General features: G+C 59.9%; 31 protein-coding genes. 26 read left to right on the forward strand and 5 right to left on the reverse strand.

What is annotated here, in order from left to right; genetic code table 11:
- Positions 1–3 precede the first annotated feature (3 nt).
- From rplV to AB6B39_RS03630, 23 genes are all read left to right on the forward strand, one after another.
- Entirely contained in the window at positions 4–390 is a 387-nt protein-coding gene (rplV, locus tag AB6B39_RS03520) for a 50S ribosomal protein L22 (RefSeq protein ID WP_284373567.1), read from the forward strand.
- A complete protein-coding gene (gene rpsC / locus AB6B39_RS03525) occupies positions 390–1,139 on the forward strand; it encodes a 30S ribosomal protein S3 (RefSeq protein WP_284373565.1) in 750 nt (249 codons plus the stop codon). The genes rplV and rpsC overlap by 1 nt, the downstream gene beginning before the upstream one ends.
- Before the next feature lie 12 nt (positions 1,140–1,151).
- Positions 1,152–1,571, forward strand: a complete 420-nt coding sequence (gene rplP, locus AB6B39_RS03530; RefSeq protein ID WP_284373563.1) for a 50S ribosomal protein L16 — start codon at positions 1,152–1,154, stop codon at positions 1,569–1,571.
- 1 nt (position 1,572) lies between these two features.
- Entirely contained in the window at positions 1,573–1,797 is a 225-nt protein-coding gene (rpmC, locus tag AB6B39_RS03535) for a 50S ribosomal protein L29 (protein ID WP_284373561.1), read from the forward strand.
- Between the two features lie 5 nt (positions 1,798–1,802).
- Positions 1,803–2,033 (forward strand): 30S ribosomal protein S17, encoded by a 231-nt coding sequence (gene rpsQ / locus AB6B39_RS03540; RefSeq protein ID WP_284373558.1) that lies wholly within the window; start codon positions 1,803–1,805, stop codon positions 2,031–2,033.
- Positions 2,034–2,072: 39 nt separating this feature from the next.
- Entirely contained in the window at positions 2,073–2,441 is a 369-nt protein-coding gene (gene rplN / locus AB6B39_RS03545) for a 50S ribosomal protein L14 (RefSeq protein WP_284373556.1), read from the forward strand.
- Positions 2,442–2,443: 2 nt separating this feature from the next.
- The gene (gene rplX / locus AB6B39_RS03550) at positions 2,444–2,764 is read left to right on the forward strand and encodes a 50S ribosomal protein L24 (RefSeq protein WP_284373553.1); all 321 of its coding nucleotides are present in this window, start codon (positions 2,444–2,446) and stop codon (positions 2,762–2,764) included.
- Positions 2,757–3,311 (forward strand): 50S ribosomal protein L5, encoded by a 555-nt coding sequence (rplE, locus tag AB6B39_RS03555; protein WP_284373551.1) that lies wholly within the window; start codon positions 2,757–2,759, stop codon positions 3,309–3,311. The genes rplX and rplE overlap by 8 nt, the downstream gene beginning before the upstream one ends.
- Before the next feature lie 77 nt (positions 3,312–3,388).
- A complete protein-coding gene (rpsN, locus tag AB6B39_RS03560) occupies positions 3,389–3,694 on the forward strand; it encodes a 30S ribosomal protein S14 (protein WP_284373549.1) in 306 nt (101 codons plus the stop codon).
- Positions 3,695–3,705: 11 nt separating this feature from the next.
- The gene (gene rpsH / locus AB6B39_RS03565) at positions 3,706–4,104 is read left to right on the forward strand and encodes a 30S ribosomal protein S8 (RefSeq protein ID WP_284373547.1); all 399 of its coding nucleotides are present in this window, start codon (positions 3,706–3,708) and stop codon (positions 4,102–4,104) included.
- 13 nt (positions 4,105–4,117) lie between these two features.
- Entirely contained in the window at positions 4,118–4,651 is a 534-nt protein-coding gene (gene rplF / locus AB6B39_RS03570; RefSeq protein ID WP_284373545.1) for a 50S ribosomal protein L6, read from the forward strand.
- A complete protein-coding gene (rplR, locus tag AB6B39_RS03575; protein ID WP_284373543.1) occupies positions 4,651–5,004 on the forward strand; it encodes a 50S ribosomal protein L18 in 354 nt (117 codons plus the stop codon). Before rplF ends, rplR begins: the two co-directional genes overlap by 1 nt.
- A gap of 9 nt (positions 5,005–5,013) precedes the next feature.
- Positions 5,014–5,580 carry a 30S ribosomal protein S5 gene (rpsE, locus tag AB6B39_RS03580; protein ID WP_284373541.1) on the forward strand — a complete coding sequence of 189 codons (567 nt, stop codon included), beginning with the start codon at positions 5,014–5,016 and terminating at the stop codon, positions 5,578–5,580.
- Between the two features lie 12 nt (positions 5,581–5,592).
- The gene (gene rpmD / locus AB6B39_RS03585; protein ID WP_284373539.1) at positions 5,593–5,781 is read left to right on the forward strand and encodes a 50S ribosomal protein L30; all 189 of its coding nucleotides are present in this window, start codon (positions 5,593–5,595) and stop codon (positions 5,779–5,781) included.
- Between the two features lie 125 nt (positions 5,782–5,906).
- Positions 5,907–6,872, forward strand: a complete 966-nt coding sequence (gene rplO / locus AB6B39_RS03590; protein ID WP_348520193.1) for a 50S ribosomal protein L15 — start codon at positions 5,907–5,909, stop codon at positions 6,870–6,872.
- 131 nt (positions 6,873–7,003) lie between these two features.
- Positions 7,004–8,377, forward strand: a complete 1,374-nt coding sequence (gene secY, locus AB6B39_RS03595; protein ID WP_284373537.1) for a preprotein translocase subunit SecY — start codon at positions 7,004–7,006, stop codon at positions 8,375–8,377.
- A 62-nt stretch (positions 8,378–8,439) separates the two neighbouring features.
- Positions 8,440–9,060 carry an adenylate kinase gene (locus AB6B39_RS03600; protein ID WP_348520199.1) on the forward strand — a complete coding sequence of 207 codons (621 nt, stop codon included), beginning with the start codon at positions 8,440–8,442 and terminating at the stop codon, positions 9,058–9,060.
- Between the two features lie 237 nt (positions 9,061–9,297).
- On the forward strand, positions 9,298–9,666 hold the full coding sequence (gene rpsM / locus AB6B39_RS03605; RefSeq protein ID WP_284373532.1) for a 30S ribosomal protein S13: 369 nt from the start codon (positions 9,298–9,300) through the stop codon (positions 9,664–9,666).
- 8 nt (positions 9,667–9,674) lie between these two features.
- On the forward strand, positions 9,675–10,064 hold the full coding sequence (gene rpsK, locus AB6B39_RS03610) for a 30S ribosomal protein S11 (protein ID WP_284373530.1): 390 nt from the start codon (positions 9,675–9,677) through the stop codon (positions 10,062–10,064).
- Positions 10,065–10,191: 127 nt separating this feature from the next.
- The gene (locus tag AB6B39_RS03615) at positions 10,192–11,208 is read left to right on the forward strand and encodes a DNA-directed RNA polymerase subunit alpha (protein ID WP_284373528.1); all 1,017 of its coding nucleotides are present in this window, start codon (positions 10,192–10,194) and stop codon (positions 11,206–11,208) included.
- 50 nt (positions 11,209–11,258) lie between these two features.
- On the forward strand, positions 11,259–11,669 hold the full coding sequence (rplQ, locus tag AB6B39_RS03620; protein WP_284373526.1) for a 50S ribosomal protein L17: 411 nt from the start codon (positions 11,259–11,261) through the stop codon (positions 11,667–11,669).
- A gap of 249 nt (positions 11,670–11,918) precedes the next feature.
- Positions 11,919–12,530 carry a DUF1134 domain-containing protein gene (locus AB6B39_RS03625; protein WP_284373524.1) on the forward strand — a complete coding sequence of 204 codons (612 nt, stop codon included), beginning with the start codon at positions 11,919–11,921 and terminating at the stop codon, positions 12,528–12,530.
- Positions 12,531–12,534: 4 nt separating this feature from the next.
- A complete protein-coding gene (locus AB6B39_RS03630) occupies positions 12,535–12,957 on the forward strand; it encodes a PaaI family thioesterase (RefSeq protein ID WP_371398691.1) in 423 nt (140 codons plus the stop codon).
- Here AB6B39_RS03630 and AB6B39_RS03635 read toward each other — a convergent pair.
- Together AB6B39_RS03635 and AB6B39_RS03640 are read right to left on the reverse strand one after the other, a co-directional pair.
- Entirely contained in the window at positions 12,954–14,012 is a 1,059-nt protein-coding gene (locus AB6B39_RS03635; protein WP_284373520.1) for a quinone-dependent dihydroorotate dehydrogenase, read from the reverse strand. The two genes, AB6B39_RS03630 and AB6B39_RS03635, sit on opposite strands and share 4 nt — an antisense overlap.
- Positions 14,013–14,033: 21 nt before the next feature.
- The gene (locus AB6B39_RS03640) at positions 14,034–14,387 is read right to left on the reverse strand and encodes a DUF952 domain-containing protein (protein ID WP_284373518.1); all 354 of its coding nucleotides are present in this window, start codon (positions 14,385–14,387) and stop codon (positions 14,034–14,036) included.
- A gap of 164 nt (positions 14,388–14,551) precedes the next feature.
- Between AB6B39_RS03640 and AB6B39_RS03645 the strand changes: the two genes are divergently transcribed.
- Both AB6B39_RS03645 and AB6B39_RS03650 read left to right on the forward strand, forming a co-directional pair.
- The gene (locus tag AB6B39_RS03645) at positions 14,552–15,907 is read left to right on the forward strand and encodes an ammonium transporter (protein WP_371398756.1); all 1,356 of its coding nucleotides are present in this window, start codon (positions 14,552–14,554) and stop codon (positions 15,905–15,907) included.
- A 134-nt stretch (positions 15,908–16,041) separates the two neighbouring features.
- Positions 16,042–16,821: an SDR family oxidoreductase gene (locus AB6B39_RS03650; protein ID WP_284373514.1), complete on the forward strand. Its 780-nt coding sequence runs from the start codon at positions 16,042–16,044 to the stop codon at positions 16,819–16,821.
- A gap of 25 nt (positions 16,822–16,846) precedes the next feature.
- Here the strand turns inward: AB6B39_RS03650 and AB6B39_RS03655 are convergent, their stop codons facing one another.
- Complete coding sequence (locus tag AB6B39_RS03655; protein ID WP_284373512.1) at positions 16,847–17,137, reverse strand: hypothetical protein; 291 nt, start codon at positions 17,135–17,137, stop codon at positions 16,847–16,849.
- A 133-nt stretch (positions 17,138–17,270) separates the two neighbouring features.
- On the opposite strand from AB6B39_RS03655, the gene AB6B39_RS03660 reads away from it, so the two are divergent.
- Positions 17,271–17,897 carry a helix-turn-helix transcriptional regulator gene (locus AB6B39_RS03660; RefSeq protein WP_284373510.1) on the forward strand — a complete coding sequence of 209 codons (627 nt, stop codon included), beginning with the start codon at positions 17,271–17,273 and terminating at the stop codon, positions 17,895–17,897.
- A gap of 8 nt (positions 17,898–17,905) precedes the next feature.
- On the opposite strand, the gene AB6B39_RS03665 is transcribed toward AB6B39_RS03660, so the two are convergent.
- Positions 17,906–18,613, reverse strand: coding sequence for a pyrimidine 5'-nucleotidase (locus AB6B39_RS03665; RefSeq protein WP_284373508.1), 708 nt, complete (start codon positions 18,611–18,613; stop codon positions 17,906–17,908).
- A gap of 20 nt (positions 18,614–18,633) precedes the next feature.
- The gene (locus AB6B39_RS03670) at positions 18,634–19,701 is read right to left on the reverse strand and encodes a DUF1036 domain-containing protein (protein ID WP_284373506.1); all 1,068 of its coding nucleotides are present in this window, start codon (positions 19,699–19,701) and stop codon (positions 18,634–18,636) included.
- Positions 19,702–19,710: the final 9 nt, after the last annotated feature.

Below are 19,710 nucleotides of genomic sequence, written 5' to 3' on the forward strand. Positions count from 1 at the left end.
CCGATGGCCAAGCAGAAACAAGCACGTCGGCTCGCCGACAATGAGGCGCGCGCCAAGCTGCGCATGATCCGCATCTCGCCCCAGAAGCTGAACCTCGTGGCGCAGCTCATCCGCGGCAAGAAGGTGGATAAGGCGCTGGCAGACCTGGAATTCTCTCACAAACGCATTTCCGGCGAAGTGAAGAAGGTCCTGGAATCCGCCATTGCGAATGCCGAGAACAATCACAATCTGGACATCGACAATCTGATCGTTTCCGAAGCCTATGTCGGCAAGAACTTCGTGATGAAGCGTTTCCGGGCCCGTGCCCGTGGCCGCGGCGCGCGGATCCTCAAGCCGTTCTCCGAGCTGACGATCGTTGTGAAAGAAGTTTCCGAAGAGGAGGCCGCGTAATGGGTCAGAAGATCAATCCGATCGGCCTTCGCCTCGGCATCAACCGCACATGGCAGTCGCGCTGGTACGCCAATACGTCCGAGTATGGCGACCTGCTGCACCAGGATCTGGCAATCCGGTCTTTCCTGCACAATGAACTGAAAAACGCGTCTGTCTCGCGCATCGTCATCGAGCGTCCGCACAAGACTTGCCGCATCACCATCTACACGGCGCGTCCGGGTGTGGTGATCGGTAAAAAGGGTGCTGACATCGAAGCGCTGCGCAAGCGTGTCGCCTCCATGGTTGACGGCGAAGTGTTCATCAATCTGGTCGAAGTCCGTAAGCCGGAAGTCGATGCCAACCTCGTCGCTGAGGGCATTGCCCAGCAGCTCGAGCGCCGCGTCTCGTTCCGTCGCGCCATGAAGCGGTCGCTGCAAAGCGCCATGCGCATGGGCGCCAAAGGCTGCAAGATCAAGCTGGGCGGTCGTCTCGGCGGTGCCGAAATCGCCCGCGTCGAACAGTATCAGGAAGGTGCCGTGCCGCTGCATACGCTGCGCGCCGACATCGATTACGGCACCGCACGCGCGATGACGGCCATGGGCATCATCGGTATCAAAGTGTGGATCAACAAAGGCGAAATTCTCGAGCATGATCCCTATGCTCATGAGCGCCGCATGACCGAGCAGGGCGACACACGCTCCCGCGGAAACGATCGCAATCGCGGTGGTGACCGGGGTGGACGCGACCGCCGTCCCGCTCGCGCGAACTAGGAGGCTCCCGCAATGCGTCAGCCAAAAAGAACCAAGTTCCGCAAGGCTCACAAGGGTCGGATCAAGGGAATGGCCAAGGGCGGCACGGCGCTGACCTTCGGTTCCTACGGTCTGAAGGCTCTGGAGCCCGAGCGGGTGACAGCACGCCAGATCGAAGCGACTCGTCGCGCGATCACGCGTCACATGAAACGCGCCGGTCGCGTGTGGATCCGGATCTTTCCGGATGTGCCTGTGACAAAAAAGCCAACCGAAGTGCGGATGGGTAAAGGTAAGGGTTCTGTCGAATTCTGGGCCTGCAAGGTCCGTCCGGGCCGGATCATGTTCGAAATTGATGGCGTGTCCGACGATGTCGCGCGCGAAGCGCTGCGCCTCGGTGCGGCCAAGCTTCCGATCAAGTGCAAGATCGTCACGCGTCCGGGTGAGGGCAACTAAGATGGCCGATAAGAATCTCAAAGTGGACGAGCTGCGTCAGCTGTCCGACGATCAGCTGGCGGACACGCTGCTGACGCTCAAGAAAGAGCAATTCAACCTGCGCTTCCAGGACGCCACAGGCCAGCTGCAAAGCACGGCACGGGTCCGCGAAGTGCGCCGGGCTGTTGCTCGCGTGAAAACACTGCAGGCTCAGCGTAAGGCTGCGGCCAGCAAGACGGAGGCATAAGACCCATGCCAAAACGTATTCTGCAAGGCACCGTCGTGTCCGATAAGGGCGAGAAGACGATCGTGGTGAAAGTGGAGCGTCAGTTCCTGCATCCGCTGCTGAAAAAGACCATTCGCCGCTCCAAGCGCTATCATGCTCACGATGAGCAGAATGCGCACAAGGTCGGTGACAAGGTGCGCATCATCGAGTGCCCACCCAAGAGCAAGACAAAGACCTGGGAAGTCGTCTCCGCGTAACGCGGGCAGGCGAGACTCCCAAGCTTAAGGAAGACAACCATGATTCAGATGCAATCCAATCTGGATGTCGCTGACAATAGCGGTGCCCGCCGGGTCCAGTGCATCAAGGTGCTGGGCGGTTCGAAACGCCGATATGCGCATGTTGGCGACACGATCGTCGTGTCCGTCAAGGAAGCCATTCCGCGCGGCAAGGTGAAGAAGGGTGATGTCCGCAAGGCCGTCGTCGTTCGCGTTGCCAAGGACATTCAGCGTCGCGACGGCAGCGTCATTCGCTTCGACGGCAATGCGGCCGTCATCATCAACAATAATGGCGAGCCGATCGGCACGCGGATCTTTGGCCCTGTTCCTCGTGAACTGCGTGCCAAGAACCACATGAAGATCGTCTCGCTGGCACCGGAGGTGCTGTAACCATGGCTGCGAAGATCAAAAAAGGCGACTATGTTGTCGTCATCGCTGGCGCGGATAAGGGTAAGAAGGGCAATGTCCTTCGCGTGATCCCGAAAGAAAACCGTGTCGTCGTTGAGGGTGTGCGTGTCGTCAAACGTCACGTCCGTCCTAGCCAAACCGACCCCGAAGGCGGCATCCGCACCTTCGAGGCTCCGATCCATATTTCCAACGTCTCGCATCTCGATCCGACCGACAATGTCCCGACCCGCGTGGGTTTCAAGACACTTAAGGACGGCAAAAAGGTTCGCGTGGCCCGCAAGTCGGGAGAAGTCATCGATGTCTAAGCCGTACGAACCCCGCCTGGCCGCCGTCTATCGCGACGAAATCCGTGCCCAGCTCAAAGAAGAGTTCAAATACACGAACGAGCTTCAGGTCCCCAAGGTCGAGAAAGTCGTCCTGAATATGGGTCTGGGCGAAGGTGTTGCCGACAAGAAGAAAGTCGAAGCGGCGATCGAAGAGCTGTCGCTTATCGCCGGTCAGAAACCGCTTCCGACGACGTCGAAGAAATCCATCGCCGGCTTCAAGCTGCGCGACGGCATGGTGATCGGTGCGAAAGTCACGCTGCGTCGTGACCGGATGTGGGAATTTCTTGATCGCCTGACCAACATCGCCCTGCCACGCGTCCGCGACTTTCGCGGCCTGAACGGCAAGAGCTTTGACGGAAACGGGAACTTCGCCATGGGTCTGAACGACCTGCTGGTCTTCCCGGAGATCAATTATGACAAGTCCGATGCCACGCGTGGCATGGATATCGTGGTGCAGACCAGCGCCAAAACAGATGAAGAAGCCAAGGCATTGCTGGCCGCGCTCGGGTTCCCGTTCCGCAAGTAGAGCGGACCGGACAGAAGAGCGAACGCAGCAAGCGAAGCGGGTCTTTTGAAAAGACCCTGCATGAGGAGAAAAATTGAATGGCTAAAGTCAGTTCAGTCGAACGCAATATGAAGCGTCAGCGCATGGTGGCCCAATATGCCGCCAAGCGTGCCCTGCTGAAGGATATTGCACGTAACAAGGACCTGCCTGTCGAAGAACGGTTTGCCGCCCAGCTCAAGCTGGCCGCGCTTCCGCGCAACTCGGCCCCCAGCCGTATCCGTAACCGTTGTCAGGTCACAGGTCGTCCACGCGGTTACTATCGCAAAATGAAAATGAGCCGGATCGCCCTGCGCGAGCTCGGCAGCCAGGGTCTGATCCCCGGTCTCACCAAGTCCAGCTGGTAGGAGGATAAGACATGTCTTTTTCCGATCCCCTCGGCGATATGCTCACACGTATCCGCAATGCGATCATGCGCGGTCGTTCGTCCGTGACGACGCCTGCATCCAATCTGCGCGGCCGTGTTCTGGACGTGCTGGCCGATGAAGGTTTCATTCGCGGCTATTCCGAAGCCAAGGACGAGAAGGGCTTCCGCACCTTCGAAGTCGAGCTGAAATATTACGAAGGCGAAGCCGTTATCCGGGAGATCAAACGCATCTCTAAACCGGGTCGTCGCGTCTATAGTTCCGTCAAAACACTGCCGCAGGTCCGCAACGGCCTCGGCATCTCCATCCTGTCGACGCCCAAGGGCGTCATGAGCGACAGCGCTGCCCGCGAAAATAATGTCGGCGGCGAAGTCCTCTGCCAGGTCTCTTAGGAAAGGGCGAACAATGTCACGTATCGGCAAAAAGCCCATCACTGTCCCGTCCGGTGTCACACTGACCCAGACCGGTCAGTCCATCGCCGTCAAGGGTCCCAAGGGCGAACTGTCCTTTACCCTGCCCGACGCCGTCACGGGTGAGTTCAAGGATAATGAGCTGACCATCGATGTGGTCGAGGGCGCCAAGAACGGCTCGGCCATGTGGGGCATGGCCCGCACAATGGTCGCCAACATGATCGAAGGCGTCACGGACGGCTTCACCAAAGCGCTCGAACTGCGCGGCGTGGGTTATCGCGCCCAGATGAAGGGTTCCGCCCTGTCCATGCAGCTCGGCTATTCGCACGATGTCGACTATACGCCGCCTGCCGGTATCACGATCGAGGCGCCCAAGCCGACATCCGTGATCGTGTCGGGTATCGACAAGCAGCAGGTCGGTCAGGTCGCGGCAGAGATCCGCGCCTTCCGCAAGCCGGAGCCCTATAAGGGTAAGGGCGTGCGCTATGTCGGCGAATATGTGCGTCAGAAAGAAGGGAAGAAGAAATAATGGCTTCCACCGCACACAAAGGCATGAAGCGCCGCGCGCAACGCGTGCGTCGTCGCCTGAAGAAACATTCACAAGGGCGTCCGCGCCTGTCGGTCTATCGTTCGGACAAGAATATCTCCGCGCAGCTGATCGACGATATGCAGGGGGCAACCCTCGCATCCGCGTCGACGCTGGAAGACAAAAGCCAGAAGGGCGGCGACGTTGCCGCTGCGGCACGGATCGGCAAACTGGTCGCGGAGCGCGCAATTGCCGCTGGCGTGACCGAGGTCGTTTTCGACCGGGGTGCTTACCTTTATCATGGCCGCGTCAAGGCGCTGGCCGACGCCGCGCGTGAAGCCGGCCTGAAGTTCTAGGGATCGATCATGGCAGGTAGAAACGACAATCGCCGTCGCGACCAGGACGAAGACAACGAGTTCATCGATCGTCTGGTGCACATCAACCGCGTTGCGAAAACCGTCAAAGGCGGCCGCAATATGAGCTTCGCCGCCCTCGTGATCGTGGGCGACGAAAAGGGCCGTGTCGGCTTCGGCAAGGGCAAGGCCCGCGAAGTGCCCGAAGCCATTCGTAAGGCGACGGAAGAAGCCAAGAAGACGATGATCCGCGTGCCGCTGCGTGAAGGCCGGACCTTGCATCACGACGTCAAGGGCCGTCACGGCGCTGGCAAAATCATGATGCGTGCCGCCCCTCCCGGGACCGGCGTCATCGCCGGTGGTCCGATGCGCGCCGTTCTGGAATGCCTCGGCGTTCAGGATGTGGTCGCCAAGTCGAACGGTACATCCAACCCCTACAACATGGTTCGCGCCACGTTTGATGGGCTGAAGCGTATGGAAAGCCCGCGTACCGTGGCTGCCAAACGCGGCAAGAAAGTCGCCGACATTGTCGAGCGGCGTGTCGATGGTGCCTCCGCACCAGAAGCTCTCGAAGCATAATTGGAGGCTGACATGGCTGCCAAGAAAACATTGAAGGTCCGCCAGACGGGCTCGCCGATCCGCCGCAAGCCGGATCAGCGCGCGACCCTGATCGGTCTCGGCCTGAACAAGATGGGCCGCGTTCGCGAGCTCGAAGATACGCCGTCCGTGCGCGGCATGATCAACAAGGTCTCCCACATGGTGGAGATCGTCGAAGAGTAGATTTCAAGACGCGGCAGGCCTCCTGCCGCTCTTTTTCACTCATCATCTCCAAGCCGGCTGGATTTTGCCGGTGACGCCGAAGCGCCATACGGGATCGTGGGCGTAGGCGGAGAAAGGTAAGAACAATGCGTTTGAACGAACTCTCAGATAATCCGGGCGCAACCAAGGCCCGCAAGCGGGTCGGTCGTGGTATCGGTTCCGGCAAAGGCAAGACAGGCGGCCGTGGTGTCAAAGGTCAGAAATCCCGTAGCGGTGTTTCGATCAATGGCTTCGAAGGCGGCCAGATGCCTATTCACATGCGTCTGCCCAAGCGTGGCTTCAACAAGCCCAATCGCAAGCGCATGGCCGAACTGTCCATTGCCACGCTCGAGCGTGCAGTCCAGGCCGGAAAGATCAAGACCGGCGACAAGCTCGACGCTGAAGCGCTCGTCCGCGCCGGTGTTATTCGCCGCGCCCATGACGGTGTCCGCGTGATCGGCAATGGCGATCTGTCTGCGGCCCTCGACCTGCATGTCGCGTCTGCGACCAAAGGCGCGCAAGCCATTATCGAAGGTGCCAAGGGCTCCATCACCATCGTCGAAGGCACGCCCGAACGGGTGACCCGCGACAAGGATGCTGTCGCAGCCAAGCCGAAAGCGAAAAAGGCGGCTCCGAAAAAGGACGCGGCTCCAAAAGCGGACGCGGCTGAAAAGAAGACGTCTGAAAAGAAAGCGCCTGCGAAGAAAGCTGCACCGAAGAAAGCTGCACCGAAGAAAGCTGCTGACAAGGCCGAAGCGGCTGAATCGGCTTATCTCGCCAAGACGCAGGACTTCGATGCCGACGCCGACAACGCCGCGCTTCTCGCGATCGAGAAATATCTCGGCGCGTCGCTGAAGAATAAAGACGCAAAATATGTGTCTTGTTCGGATGAGAGCGAACTGGACACGATCGTCAAAGGTTTCATGAAGAAGAAACTGGGCGTCGATGACAAGGACGCGGCGATGGAAAAGGTCAAAGCCGTCTGCGCCACGATGAAGCCACACCGGATGAAAAACCGGGTGACCTTCTACTATCTGCTTGCCAAGAACGAAGGCAAACTGGGCGAATTCTAGTCACAATCACTTCAATGACCCTGGCGCAACTGCGGCAGGGTCTTTCGCTTCAGGGGAAGCGTCCCTAACTCGGGAAGATAGGCGGACGGGCCCATTACGGCATTCACGTCCGCGGCAAGGGACCTTTAATCATGGTATCAGCCGCCGAACAGCTCGCGCAGAATTTCCGTCCCGGAACCTTCCTGAAGGCGAAGGAGCTGCAGCAGCGCCTTCTCTTCACCCTCGGCATTCTGATCATCTACCGCCTCGGGACCTATATTCCGGTTCCGGGTGTCGATCTGGCGGCATTCTCGACATTTCTCGAGGGCGGAACCGCGGGTGGGTTCGGTGACCGGCTGAACATGTTTGCGGGTGGTGCGGTGGAACGCATGGCCGTTTTCGCGCTCAATGTGATGCCCTATATTTCGGCCTCGATCATCATGACGTTGATGAAAGGCTCCGTCCCGAGCCTCAAGGAGCTCGATAAGGAAGGCCAGCAGGGCCGCCAGCAGATCAACCAGTATACGCGCTACCTCACGCTTGTGCTCGCCGCCTTCCAGGCGTTCGGCGTGGCGAAGCTGATCGAAAATAGCGGCGCAGCGATCAATCCCGGCCTGTTCTTCCAGACATCGACCGTGATCACGCTGGTCGGGGGCACCATGTTCCTGATGTGGCTCGGCGAACAGGTGACGGCGCGCGGGGTCGGTAACGGCGTCTCGCTGATCATTTTCGCGGGTATCGTGGCTGAATTGCCGCGGGCCATCTTCCAGGTCTTCTCGCTCAACAGCAGCTCTTCGGTCGTTTCGACTCAGCTTCTGATCTTCCTGATCGTGATGTTCATCACCCTCTCCATGCTGATCGTCTTCGTCGAACGGGCGCAGCGACGATTGCTGGTCCAGTATCCGAAGCGACAAATGGCCCGCGGACGCCAGTTCGGTGGCGAGAGTTCCTTCATGCCGCTTAAGCTCAACACGGCGGGCGTGATCCCGCCCATCTTCGCCAGTTCGCTGCTGATCCTGCCGACGACGCTAGCGCCGCTGATGCTGGGATCGGACGGTTCCGGTGCATCCGGCTTCGCGACGACCTTGCTCGCGCTGTTGGGTTATGGCCAGCCCGTCTATCTGGCGCTTTATGGCCTGCTGATCATCTTCTTCTGTTATTTCTACGTACCTTACGTCTTCAAACCCGATGATGTGGCCGACAATCTGCGCAAGAATGGCGGCTTCCTGCCCGGTATCCGTCCGGGGGCCCGGACGGCGGATTATCTGACCTATGTCCTGTCCCGCCTGACTTTCATCGGTGCGTTCTACGTCGCCTTCGTCTGCGTCGTGCCTGAAATCGTGATTGCGCAGAATGACGGGATCCCCGTGTCTGTCGCCATGCTGATCGGCGGGATGAGCCTGCTGATTATCGTGTCCGTCACACTCGACACGGTCTCGCAGATTCAGTCGCATCTGATCGCGCACCAGTATGAAGGGCTGATCAAGAAGTCCCGCATGCGCCGCCGGTCTAAAGGCAAGACCTGAATTTCGCGCAGGCGTCTGGATTGATTGGGGAGGGGCGAAGCATGCCAACACATGACGAAAAACTGAACCTGATCCTGTTCGGTCCACCCGCCGCAGGGAAGGGGACGCAAGCTAAGAAACTGGTGGCGGATCACGGTCTGGTGCAACTGTCCACGGGCGACATGCTGAGGGCCGCGGTCGCATCTGGTTCGGATCTCGGTGAACGTGTCAAACTGATCATGGACCGCGGCGATCTGGTCTCGGACGAGATCGTGATCGCGCTGATCGAGGAACAGATCGACAATAATCCAGACGCAGCCGGTTTTATCTTCGACGGGTTCCCCCGTACCGTGCCGCAGGCCGAAGCGCTCGACGCCGCCCTGACCAGCCGCGACATGGCGATCGATAGCGTGATCCGTCTGAAGGTCGATGACGACGCGCTGATGGACCGTATCAAGGCGCGCTTTGCCGAGCAGGGCCGCAAGGACGATAACCCGGAGAGCTTTGCGATCCGGCTGGGAAATTACAACAAGCAGACCGCACCCCTGCTGCCCTTCTATGCCGCCCAGTCCAAGCTGGCGGAAGTCAACGGCATGGACACGATCGACGGTGTTTCGGCGCAGGTCGAAGAGGTGCTGAAGCGGGTCCGTGCAGGCGAGCCGACACAGAAGAAAGGCTTCTTTGCGCGTCTGTTCGGGCGCTAGGATCGCGTCCGTCAGGACTGCCATAGGCTGCGCTGTTCCGGTTGACGGGCACTGCGCAGAGGACTAAAGGAACGCCCTTCGCGAAGAGGCGGCGCGTAACCCGCCCCTTATCCTATGGGACAAAAGCGCCTCAGTCGAAATGGCTGTGGAGCACAAGAAACAAGCGGGCCGCAAGGCGGTCCAAAGCGCACCCGGCCATCCCGGCGTAGGTGCGCCAGGCACAGAAGGAACGGCTACGTGGCACGTATTGCTGGGGTTAATATCCCGACCAATAAGCGCGTCAAAATCGCGCTCACATATATTCATGGTATCGGCCCGGCAACGGCGAACGATATCTGTACCAAGGTCGGCATTGCCGATGACCGTCGCGTTCAGGATCTGACCGACGCCGAAGTCCTGTCGATCCGCGAAACGATCGACCGCGACCATCAGGTCGAGGGCGATCTGCGCCGTGAGGTCAGCCAGAACATCAAGCGTCTGATGGATATGGGTAACTATCGGGGTCTGCGTCACCGTCGTGGTCTTCCGGTCCGCGGTCAGCGGACCCACACGAATGCCCGCACCCGCAAGGGTCCCGCTAAAGCCATTGCCGGCAAGAAGAAGTAGGTAGGATCATGGCTAAGGAACCGACACGCGTCCGGCGCGCCGATCGCAAGAACATCACGTCTGGCGTCGCGCACGTCGCCTCGACATTCAACAACACCATCATCACCATCACCGATGCGCAAGGCAATGCTGTTGCCTGGAGCTCTGCCGGTACGATGGGCTTTAAGGGGTCGCGTAAATCGACACCTTATGCGGCACAGGTCGCAGCCGAAGACGCGGCCTCCAAGGCGATGGAACACGGCATGAATACGCTGGAAGTCAATGTGAACGGCCCGGGTTCGGGTCGCGAATCGGCTGTCCGTGCGCTGCAGGCTGCCGGCTTCACCATCACGACCATTCGTGATGTGACACCGATTCCGCACAATGGCTGCCGCCCGCCCAAGCGACGCAGAGTCTAGTGCGCGGCTGCGTCTAAGCTGACAATCGTGGCCCCAACGGGGCTGCTCCCTATATGCGCCGACCGCGAAGACGTTCCGGTCCGGCGCTTTGCCTCATTATCGAGGCCGTCCAAGAGAAGGGCACGTAATGATTGAAAAGAATTGGCAGGAACTGATCCGTCCGATCAACCCTGAAATCGAGCCGGGCCGCAACCCGGAGCGTAAGGCCACCATCACGGCTGAGCCGCTGGAGCGTGGCTTCGGCATGACGCTCGGCAATGCGCTGCGCCGCGTTCTATTGAGCTCGCTGCAAGGCTCCGCCGTCTCCGCCGTCCAGATCGATGGTATCGTGCATGAATTCACATCCATTCCGGGTGTGCGCGAAGATGTCACCAACATCATCCTGAACATGAAAGGCCTGACTGTGCGTCTGCACACGGATGGTCCGAAAAAGGTTCTGCTGCGCAAGACAGGTGCGGGTCCGGTCACGGGTCACGACATCGAAGAAACGGCGGATGTCGAAATCCTGAACAAAGATCACATCATCTGCACGGCCGATGAAGGCGCCGATATCCGCATGGAACTGACGATCACCTCCGGCAAGGGCTATGTCCCGGCGTCGGCATCGCGTCCCGAAGACGCGCCGATCGGTCTGATTTCCGTCGATGCGCTTTATTCGCCCGTCAAGCGCGTCGCCTACCGTGTCGAAGACACGCGCGAAGGTCAGGTGCTGGACTATGACAAGCTGCTGATCGACATCGAAACCAATGGTGCGGTCACGCCCGAAGATGCCGTCGCCGTCGCCGCGCGCATCCTGCAGGACCAGTTTCAGGTCTTCGTCAATTTCGACGATCCGGAAGACACGGTCCGCGGCGAAGAAAAGCCAGAGCTCGACTTCAACCCGGCGCTGCTGCGCAAGGTCGACGAGCTGGAACTGTCGGTGCGTTCGGCCAACTGCCTGAAGAACGACAATATCGTCTATATTGGCGATCTGATCCAGAAGTCGGAAGCCGAAATGCTGCGCACACCGAACTTCGGTCGCAAGTCCCTGAACGAGATCAAGGAAGTGCTGGCCGCCATGGGTCTGCATCTCGGCATGGACGCGCCGAACTGGCCGCCGGAAAACATCGAAGATCTCGCCAAGAAATACGACGATCACATCTAGTCTTCGGACTGGATGCAGGTCGCACGTTTTAACGCTGAAGGAATATCGCCATGCGCCATCGCATCGCCCATCGTAAACTCAACCGCACCGCCTCGCACCGCAAGGCCATGTTCGCCAACATGTCGTCTTCGCTGGTCGAGCACGAACAGATCGTCACAACGCTGCCGAAAGCCAAAGAGCTGCGCCCGTTTGTCGAAAAGCTCGTCACACTTGCCAAGAAGGGTGACCTGAACTCCCGTCGCATCGCCATTGCGCGTATGCGCAACAAGGATCAGGCCAAGAAACTCTTCGATGTGATCGGCCCGCGCTATGCGGATCGCTCCGGCGGCTATATCCGCATCATGAAGGCCGGTTTCCGCTATGGCGACAATGCGCCGATGGCCGTCATCGAATTCGTCGATCGCGACGAAGACGCCAAAGGTCTGATCGACCGCGAACGCGAAGAGACCGCTGACGCATAAGCGTATGTGGAAAGCCTCCGACAGGGCTTTCGACCTCAAGCACCGATGTCAAAGAACTTTGGATGCTTCTCTGAATAAGAAAGCCCGCTTCACGGCGGGCTTTTTTGCGTTTGAGAGGGTCTCACGCTCCCTTGTCGTCGTCAGTCGGGATGCGGTGAGCGGTCATAATTTCGTCCTTTATTAACCGTAATCCGTGAGGGTGGACGTGACCGTCTCGCTCGATTGTCGTCCCGTCGGAGATTGCTGCCCATGTTGCGTATTCCTCTCATCCTTCTGTTCGCCATCACCGGCCTGTTCCTGTCGGGCTGTGCCACGCCGCCCAATAATCCCAACAGTGCGGACGATATCCGCAATGCCCAGGACGCCGCACAGGGTGAGGCCGAGACCTATAATGAGAACGAGCTGGCGGCGGCCATATCCACCCATCTGGGTGTGACCAGCGAGTCTGCGGCGACGGCGATCGAACGGCTGTTCAAGGACCGCGGGCAACCTGTCGGCTATATTACCGGTGAAGAAGGGGGCGGTGCGCTGACCATCGGCGCGCGCTTCGGCAAAGGGACGCTATGGATGAAGGACGGTCAATCCATGCCAATCTACTGGCAGGGTCCGACGATCGGGCTGGATGTCGGTGCGGAAGCGGGGAAGGTCTTCACACTGGTCTACGGGCTGAACGATATGGATGATATTTTCCGGCGCTTCCCGGGTGTCGATGGCTCGGCCTATCTGGTTGGCGGTATGGCCGTGAACTATCAGCGGACCAATGGCATCACGCTCGCGCCCGTACGGACCGGTGTCGGCGTGCGGCTAGGGGCCAATGTCGGCTATACGCGCTACACAAAGAAACGCAGCCTGCCGTTCTAGCACTGTGACGCAGACTGTCCCTGACGGGTTCGTTCCTCACGATAGGCCCTCCCCCTTCACAAACTCGATGGAACCGATCTTCGCCCGGATAGCGGCGGACCAGTATGCTCTGGGGACGCAGCTTCGCGCGGAACACTGCAATTCACGCGGTCTTGTCCATGGCGGATTTATCGCAACGCTGGCCGACAATGCGATGGGCCTGACCTGCGGTTTAGCGCTGATGGCCGGCGGTCGAACGATCCGGAACATGGTCACCGTGAATCTGAGTATCGATTATGTCGGGCAGGCGCAGATCGGCGACTGGTTACAGACCGATAGCCGGGTTGTGAAGCTTGGCCGCTCGCTCGCTTTTGTCGAAACGCATCTGCTGAGCGGTGCGACGATCGTGTCGCGCGCGAGCGCCACATTCAAGATCAAGACGGATTAGCCGGCTCCGACTGCCTCGGCGATGGTCTCGAATCCATCCTTGGCCAGTCGGACGGACAGGTCGTTACAGATCGCCTCGACCAGTTGCGGTCCGTGAAAGACCAGCGCCGAATAGAGCTGCAGGGCTTTCGCGCCGGCTCTGATCTTGGCGTAGGCTTGCGCGCCACAACCGATACCACCGACCCCGATCAGATCGATCTGACCGTCAGTTGCGGCATAAAACTGGCCGAGCAAGCGGGTCGACTTGTCGAAAAGAGGCTGTCCGGAGAGGCCACCCGCTTCCTCTGCCCAGCGCGGGCCGATCGCGGCGGGACGGTCAGTGGTCGTATTGGAGACGATGATCGCGTCCAGTGCATAGGCACGGACCTGTTCGACGATGCGCGGGATCTCGTCGTCGTCCAGGTCGGGCGCGACCTTCAGGAAAACGGGATAATTCGGCCCGTCCGCCGCCAGCTTGGCGCGTGTGAGGGCAATTCGTTCCAACAAGGCATCCATGGCGTCTGCCCCTTGCAGTTCGCGCAGGCCGGGCGTGTTGGGGGAGCTGATATTGATGGTGAAATAGTCCGACAGACCCCATAAACGCGTCAGCCCCTCCAGATAATCGGCAATGCGGTCATCGCTATCCTTGTTGGCGCCCAGATTAGCTCCGACAAGACCGTGTTGCCCCTGACGTGAGCGCAAGCGGGCAGCGAATGCGTCGAGCCCTGCATTGTTGAACCCCATGCGGTTGATGACGGCGTCGTGCTCCGGGATGCGGAACAGGCGGGGTTTGGGATTGCCGGCCTGCGGGCGGGGTGTGACCGTGCCGCATTCCACGAAGCCGAAACCCGCGCCGAGCATGGCATCCGGCACGTCGGCATTCTTGTCGAACCCGGCAGCCAGCCCGACAGGATTGGGCAGGTCGAGCCCGCCGACAGAGGTCCGCAGCTCGGCCCGGTCGATGGACGCGCCTTTTGGTCCGAGGCCCGCGCGTAGCAGACGCACAGTCGTCAGGTGGGCGGATTCCGCCGGAAGGCTGCGCAGCAGGCGGGTTCCGGTCTTGTATAGCAGGCTCATAACAGTCGCATCGCTGTGAGATCAATTCGTCAGGTCGGGGAGCGCATAGCGGCCTTGCCCATCCGGATGCAATGTCCAGTGTTGACGCACGGCGGTCTTTGGCAAGGCGGCGTAGAGATGCGGGAAAAGCGATCCGTCGCGGGCTGGCTCCCACCGCAGGACCGCTCCGTCCAGACCAGCTGTCGAAATCTGCGCCAGAACGAGCTCGCCTGCACCCTTGAAGTGCCTTGATAAGGTGCCGGAGAGCTGCGCTGCCGTTGAAAAATGCACGAAGCCGTCCTGCTGGTCGAGCGGGCTGCCGACCGTCGATCCATCGCGCGCCAGCGTTCGCCACTGCTCGGACGTCAGAATCTTGTAGATGTCAGGATCGTTCATGAACCCGCCGCTAGCGGGCGCACAGGATCAGGGCAAGAGGCGAGGGAGTGCGCACAAAGATTGCCCGCATTTGACCAATCCCCGCGCGCACCGCGTCTCGCGCTCGCTGGAGACGCGGGAATGTCTTTTGGGTGTGCTGAATGAATAAAACTGGAGGGATCACCATGCGCCGGACAGGCATTATATTTGGATCGGCCGTGTTGCTGGCATTGCCGAACACGGGTTTTGCGCAGGATATGACAGCCGTCGTCGAAGCGACGAACAGTTCAGCCTTCATCTTCAACACATTGCTGTTTCTGATCGGGGGCTTCCTCGTCATGTGGATGGCCGCGGGCTTCGCCATGCTGGAAGCCGGTTTCGTGCGGACCAAGAACGTCTCCATGCAATGCCTGAAGAATATCATGCTCTATTCTCTGGCGGGCCTGATGTTCTGGTTCTTCGGCTATGACGTGCTGTATATGGCTGCAAACGACTATGTGAATTTCAGCGCCTTCATCACGCCCGGCTATACAATCGAACCGGTCGGTCTGGCCGGAGCGGACGATGCTGCGACAGCCGCCCTTCAGGGCGCTGCACTCGATACGGGTTACTCGGTCGCCTCCGACTGGTTCTTCCAGATGGTGTTCTGCGCCACAACCGCGTCGATCGTGTCGGGAACCGTAGCCGAACGGATCAAGTTCTGGCCGTTCTTCATCTTCGTGGCCATTCTGACCGCTTTCATCTATCCGGTTGTCGCCAGCTGGGAATGGGGCACGGGCTTCCTGGATGATATGGGTTTCTCCGACTTTGCCGGGTCCACGCTGGTTCACAGCACGGGCGGCTGGGCCGCTCTGGTCGGTGCGATCATTATCGGCCCGCGTCTGGGCAAATATGTCGGCGGCAAAGTGCATCCGATTCCGGCCAGCAATATTCCGCTCGCCACACTGGGCATGTTCATTCTGTGGCTCGGCTGGTTCGGCTTTAACGGCGCGTCGCAACTGGCGGCCGGAACGATCGGCGACGTGGCAGATGTCTCGCGTATCTTCGTCAACACCAATATGGCGGCAGCGGGCGGCGTTATCGCGGCCATCGTCTACACACAGTTGCGCTACGGCAAGATCGACGTGACGCTGGCAATCAACGGGGCGTTGGCCGGTCTGGTGGCCATCACCGCCGAACCGCTGACGCCCAGCGTCGAAGTGGCTATTGTCGTTGGTGCCATCGGATCGATCCTGGCCTGCCTGACCGTGCCTCTGCTGGACAAGTTGAAGATCGACGATGTGGTCGGGGCGATCCCGGTTCACCTTGTCGCTGGTATCTTCGGGACCCTCGTCGTCGCATTCACCAACCCCGATGTCGGCTTCATGCCGCAGCTGATCGGGGTCGTCGCGACAGCTGTCTTCGTCAGCGTCGTGTCGGCGATCGTCTGGATCCTGCTGAAAGTCACGATCGGCCTGCGGCCTAGCGAAGAAGACGAAATCGTCGGTCTGGACCAGGCGGAAATCGGGGTCCCGGCCTATCCCGAATTCGTCACGCCTTAGGCGCGCCGACCCGATCCGATGTCCCGAATTCGTTCGGGACATCGCACAGAACCCTCGCACCTCCCCAAATTGTGCGATACAAACTCCCCGCCCGGCGACAGCGCTGCGGCGGGGTTTTTTCAAGGATTTGCATAATGGCGCGATTGCAGGGAAAGCATGCGGTCATCACAGGCGCGGCGCGGGGAATCGGCGAAGCCATTGCGCGGGCTTTCCATGCGGAAGGTGCCAGTCTGATGTTGACTGATATTAACGACGCGGGTGTCATCGCCTTGGCCGATACGCTGGGTGCGTCTGCGCTGAAGCTCGATGTCGCGTCCGAAAGCGACTGGGACAGACTGTCCGAAATCTGTCCGCAGACTGATATCGTCATCAATAATGCTGGCGTGACAGGGTTCGAGAATGACCCCGTTGCGCATGACCCTGAACATGCCAGCCTGCAGGCCTGGCGCGACGTTCATGCCGTGAATACGGACGGCACCTTTCTCGGCTGTCGCTATGCGATCCGTGCCATGCGCCCCCGCAATGCCGGCGCGATCGTCAACATCTCGTCGCGTTCGGGTCTAGTCGGTATTCCCGGTGCTGCCGCCTATGCCGCTTCCAAGGCAGCCATCCGCAATCATACGAAAACGGTCGCGCTCTACTGCGCGCAACAAGGGCTCGATATTCGCTGCAACTCGGTGCATCCGGCGGCGATCCTCACGCCCATGTGGGAACCGATGCTCGGCGATCCCGACACGCGCGAAGCGACCATGGCGGCGCTGGTCAAGGACACACCGATGCAGCGCTTTGGCACGCCCGAAGAAGTGGCTGCGCTCGCTCTGCTCCTCGCATCAGATGAGGCGCGCTACATCACCGGGTCGGAAATGACGATCGATGGCGGTCTGCTGGCCGGATCAGCCGCAACACCGGGGTGATCGGGAAGCAAGGCCGAGTTTCCACCTACCGGCGCATGGCGGGATAGATGTCTCTCAGCAGCTCGATGCGGCCGCCGGCATAGTTCTTCGAAACATTCATCGCCGGCAAAGCAGGACGACTACTTAGAAACCCCTTCTTGAAATGGACCCGGACCGTTTCCCGATCCACATCCTCGATCAACAATAATTTGGGCATGTGCTTGTAGCCGAAACGCTTCATATGGTCGCTGAATGTCGACATATTGCGTAGCGCATCGCTGACGCCTCTTTCCTGCCAGTGAGCGCCAGCCTCGGCGTAGAGTTTACAGTAATCCATTTCTTGCCCCGTAAGTTGTGTATTTTTATGATACTCTATTTTAGATTTATGTCCAGATTTTCGGCCTCGGGCGGCTTTGTCTGGACGATAGTCGACTTGACCGAATAGGCATATCTTCCTAATGATCGCTCTAATGCTATCTCATACGAATATATGGAACGCGCTGGACCGGCTGGCTTCCGCTTTATCGACCTCGCCATCGGGTCTGGCACGACAGGCGGGGCTCGACCCGACGACTTTCAACAAATCGAAGCGACAGAGCCCGTCGGGCAAGGATCGCTGGCCATCGACGGAAAGCCTGTCCAAGGTTCTGGCGACCGTGGAAATGACCTTTGAGGACTTCGCCCGGTTCGCCGATGGCAGCTATACGCGCGGTCCCAGCGTACCGCTGATCGGTCACGCGCAGGCTGGCGATAGCGGCTATTTCGATGATAGCGGATTTCCAGTCGGCGGCGGATGGGATGATGTCCGCGTTCCCGGCGTGTCCACGCCGGGCACCTACTGCCTGCAGATTGCCGGGGACAGCATGTCACCTGTCATGCGGGCTGGTGACCGGGTTGTCGTCAGTCCGAACGAACCGATCCGGCGCGGCGACCGCGTCGTGGTCAAGACCATCGAAGGTGAGGTCATGGCCAAGGAACTGCACCGCATGAGCGAGACACAGGTTGAACTGCTCAGCATCAATCCCGACTATGATGATCGCATCATTCCACGTCAGAAAATCGTCTGGATCGCCCGCATCGTCTGGATCGGGCAGTAGGCGCGCGTCTATTCTGCGGCGACCAGGCCCGATGCATGTTCGGTCAGCCAACCCGCCAGATCATCCGTTACCGCATCGACGAAGCTGGCCTTTCGGGCCGTTCCGGTTGGGCGGTTGATCGTCAGATTGTCCGTCCGGCCCCAGTCGGGCTCCTCGCCGACCAGAACGGTACGCATACCCATCTGTTTCGGGATTTCCAGATTGCGTAACGTGTCCTCGAAAAAGATCGAGGTCGCAGGATCGATATCGAAAACGGTGTTGAACGTCTCGTAGGCCGGGCGCTTCGGCTTGGGAATGTAATTGGCATCTTCGATCGCGAAGCCGCCATCGAACAGATCCAGCAGATTCAGGTGCGAAGCGACATTGCGGATATGTCCGCGCGATCCGTTGGTGAAGATCAGTTTGCGTCCGGGCAGCGCGGCAATCGCGGCACGCAAGGCGGGGTTAGGCGTCAGGACTGACAGGTCGACATCGTGAACATAATCGAGAAATTCCGCCGGATCCATGCCGTGAATATCCATCAGTCCCGACAGGGTGGCCCCATAGTCGTGGAAATATTCCTCCTGCAACTCCCGCGCATGATCGGGTTGCAAGGCGAGATGGCGCGAAATGAAAGTGGTCATCTTCTCACCGATATCGGCAAAGAAGCTCACATCTGCGCGGTAGAGCGTATTGTCCAGATCGAAGATCCAGGTGCGAATGTCGCGTAGGTCCATGATCGATCTGGCGCGGCGCTCTAGCGCCTGAGTCCGGCGGGCGCGGGCGTTGCGAAGTCGGAATCGGACAGACGCACGCGTGCGCCCGGCATATCGGTCGGAATGGGTCGGAAGGATGCGACCGTATAGCCCTGTTCCAGACACATATCGTTTCCGAGCGCGTCGAACCGCGCTTCTGCGATGCAGAATTGCGACGGCGTCGTGGCGGATGTCCGCAGGCGCAGGTCGGGCCCTTCCGGCGCTTCCTGAATGGCAAACAGATGCGCTTCCGTATCCGTCAGCGGTATATCCAGCGGGCGTGTACATTCCCCGGCCGTCGCCTGCCACCAACCACGCGATCGCCACTGCGTGTCTTCGCGGGTCGCGACGGCGGCCCAGAGGGTCGCGCTGCTCTGATTGCAGACTTCCAGTCCGATGCCCGCCTGGCGGTTGGCTGCCGCCGTCATCAGGGCACGCATGAGCGGTTCGCCAGAGACACCGGAGTCGAGGCTGGCATCATCTCGGAACCGGCGCAGCAGGCGCGAGGTCTTGCGCCCGGCCATGCCGTCAATGCGCGTAATGTCATAGCCCGCATCACGCAGCAGGCGTTGCTGCGCGGCAATGACGGAGCGTTCCGACCCGTAGTCACCCGGCTCGACCAGTTTGGTCACTGGTTCGCCCGGGCGGACGGCGAAATGGTCCCGGCTGGTCTTGTTGGTCAGGCGGCAATCCTCTGTCGCATCGGATTCGAAGTCCGCTTCATCGGCAACGCAGAGCGGTGTGGTACCCTTCCATTCGCGCACACCGCCCTGATGCAGGTCGAGGCTTTCCGCGAATAGAAAGCGAGGTCCGGTCTGGGGCGTGATCAGCGTGATACAGCGACCAGGCAGCAGCTCGTCCCATCCCTTCGCGATCATCCGTCCGCTACGCAGAAACGCACTGGAGGTCCGCACGACATAGGACGTCTCGTTGCAGACCTGCCATTCCGTCGTCGGACCGATCAGGGTCGGATCCGTAATCGGGGCGTCGGACGCAGACGCGGTTTCCGCTTGTTCGATCGGCACGGAATCCTGTGCGGCGGTCGGGCCACCATGGACGGCTGCGGCCACGATTAGTGC

Origin of the sequence: Algimonas porphyrae (genome assembly GCF_041429795.1) — a bacterium.
Classification (GTDB): domain Bacteria; phylum Pseudomonadota; class Alphaproteobacteria; order Caulobacterales; family Maricaulaceae; genus Litorimonas; species Litorimonas porphyrae.

Coding starts and splice junctions, on each gene's coding strand:
- rplP (WP_284373563.1), top strand. CDS start 1,152: ATGCGTCAGCCAAAAAGAACCAAGTTCCGCAAGGCTCACAAGGGTCGG.
- secY (WP_284373537.1), top strand. CDS start 7,004: ATGGTATCAGCCGCCGAACAGCTCGCGCAGAATTTCCGTCCCGGAACC.
- rpsN (WP_284373549.1), top strand. CDS start 3,389: ATGGCTAAAGTCAGTTCAGTCGAACGCAATATGAAGCGTCAGCGCATG.
- rplF (WP_284373545.1), top strand. CDS start 4,118: ATGTCACGTATCGGCAAAAAGCCCATCACTGTCCCGTCCGGTGTCACA.
- rplO (WP_348520193.1), top strand. CDS start 5,907: ATGCGTTTGAACGAACTCTCAGATAATCCGGGCGCAACCAAGGCCCGC.
- rpsH (WP_284373547.1), top strand. CDS start 3,706: ATGTCTTTTTCCGATCCCCTCGGCGATATGCTCACACGTATCCGCAAT.
- AB6B39_RS03615 (WP_284373528.1), top strand. CDS start 10,192: ATGATTGAAAAGAATTGGCAGGAACTGATCCGTCCGATCAACCCTGAA.
- AB6B39_RS03635 (WP_284373520.1), bottom strand. CDS start 14,012: ATGAGCCTGCTATACAAGACCGGAACCCGCCTGCTGCGCAGCCTTCCG.
- rpsE (WP_284373541.1), top strand. CDS start 5,014: ATGGCAGGTAGAAACGACAATCGCCGTCGCGACCAGGACGAAGACAAC.
- rplV (WP_284373567.1), top strand. CDS start 4: ATGGCCAAGCAGAAACAAGCACGTCGGCTCGCCGACAATGAGGCGCGC.
- rplE (WP_284373551.1), top strand. CDS start 2,757: ATGTCTAAGCCGTACGAACCCCGCCTGGCCGCCGTCTATCGCGACGAA.
- rplN (WP_284373556.1), top strand. CDS start 2,073: ATGATTCAGATGCAATCCAATCTGGATGTCGCTGACAATAGCGGTGCC.
- rpsQ (WP_284373558.1), top strand. CDS start 1,803: ATGCCAAAACGTATTCTGCAAGGCACCGTCGTGTCCGATAAGGGCGAG.
- rpsK (WP_284373530.1), top strand. CDS start 9,675: ATGGCTAAGGAACCGACACGCGTCCGGCGCGCCGATCGCAAGAACATC.
- rpmD (WP_284373539.1), top strand. CDS start 5,593: ATGGCTGCCAAGAAAACATTGAAGGTCCGCCAGACGGGCTCGCCGATC.
- AB6B39_RS03645 (WP_371398756.1), top strand. CDS start 14,552: ATGCGCCGGACAGGCATTATATTTGGATCGGCCGTGTTGCTGGCATTG.
- AB6B39_RS03660 (WP_284373510.1), top strand. CDS start 17,271: ATGCTATCTCATACGAATATATGGAACGCGCTGGACCGGCTGGCTTCC.
- AB6B39_RS03640 (WP_284373518.1), bottom strand. CDS start 14,387: ATGAACGATCCTGACATCTACAAGATTCTGACGTCCGAGCAGTGGCGA.
- AB6B39_RS03625 (WP_284373524.1), top strand. CDS start 11,919: ATGTTGCGTATTCCTCTCATCCTTCTGTTCGCCATCACCGGCCTGTTC.
- AB6B39_RS03665 (WP_284373508.1), bottom strand. CDS start 18,613: ATGGACCTACGCGACATTCGCACCTGGATCTTCGATCTGGACAATACG.
- AB6B39_RS03650 (WP_284373514.1), top strand. CDS start 16,042: ATGGCGCGATTGCAGGGAAAGCATGCGGTCATCACAGGCGCGGCGCGG.
- rplX (WP_284373553.1), top strand. CDS start 2,444: ATGGCTGCGAAGATCAAAAAAGGCGACTATGTTGTCGTCATCGCTGGC.
- rplQ (WP_284373526.1), top strand. CDS start 11,259: ATGCGCCATCGCATCGCCCATCGTAAACTCAACCGCACCGCCTCGCAC.
- rpmC (WP_284373561.1), top strand. CDS start 1,573: ATGGCCGATAAGAATCTCAAAGTGGACGAGCTGCGTCAGCTGTCCGAC.
- AB6B39_RS03655 (WP_284373512.1), bottom strand. CDS start 17,137: ATGGATTACTGTAAACTCTACGCCGAGGCTGGCGCTCACTGGCAGGAA.
- rplR (WP_284373543.1), top strand. CDS start 4,651: ATGGCTTCCACCGCACACAAAGGCATGAAGCGCCGCGCGCAACGCGTG.
- rpsC (WP_284373565.1), top strand. CDS start 390: ATGGGTCAGAAGATCAATCCGATCGGCCTTCGCCTCGGCATCAACCGC.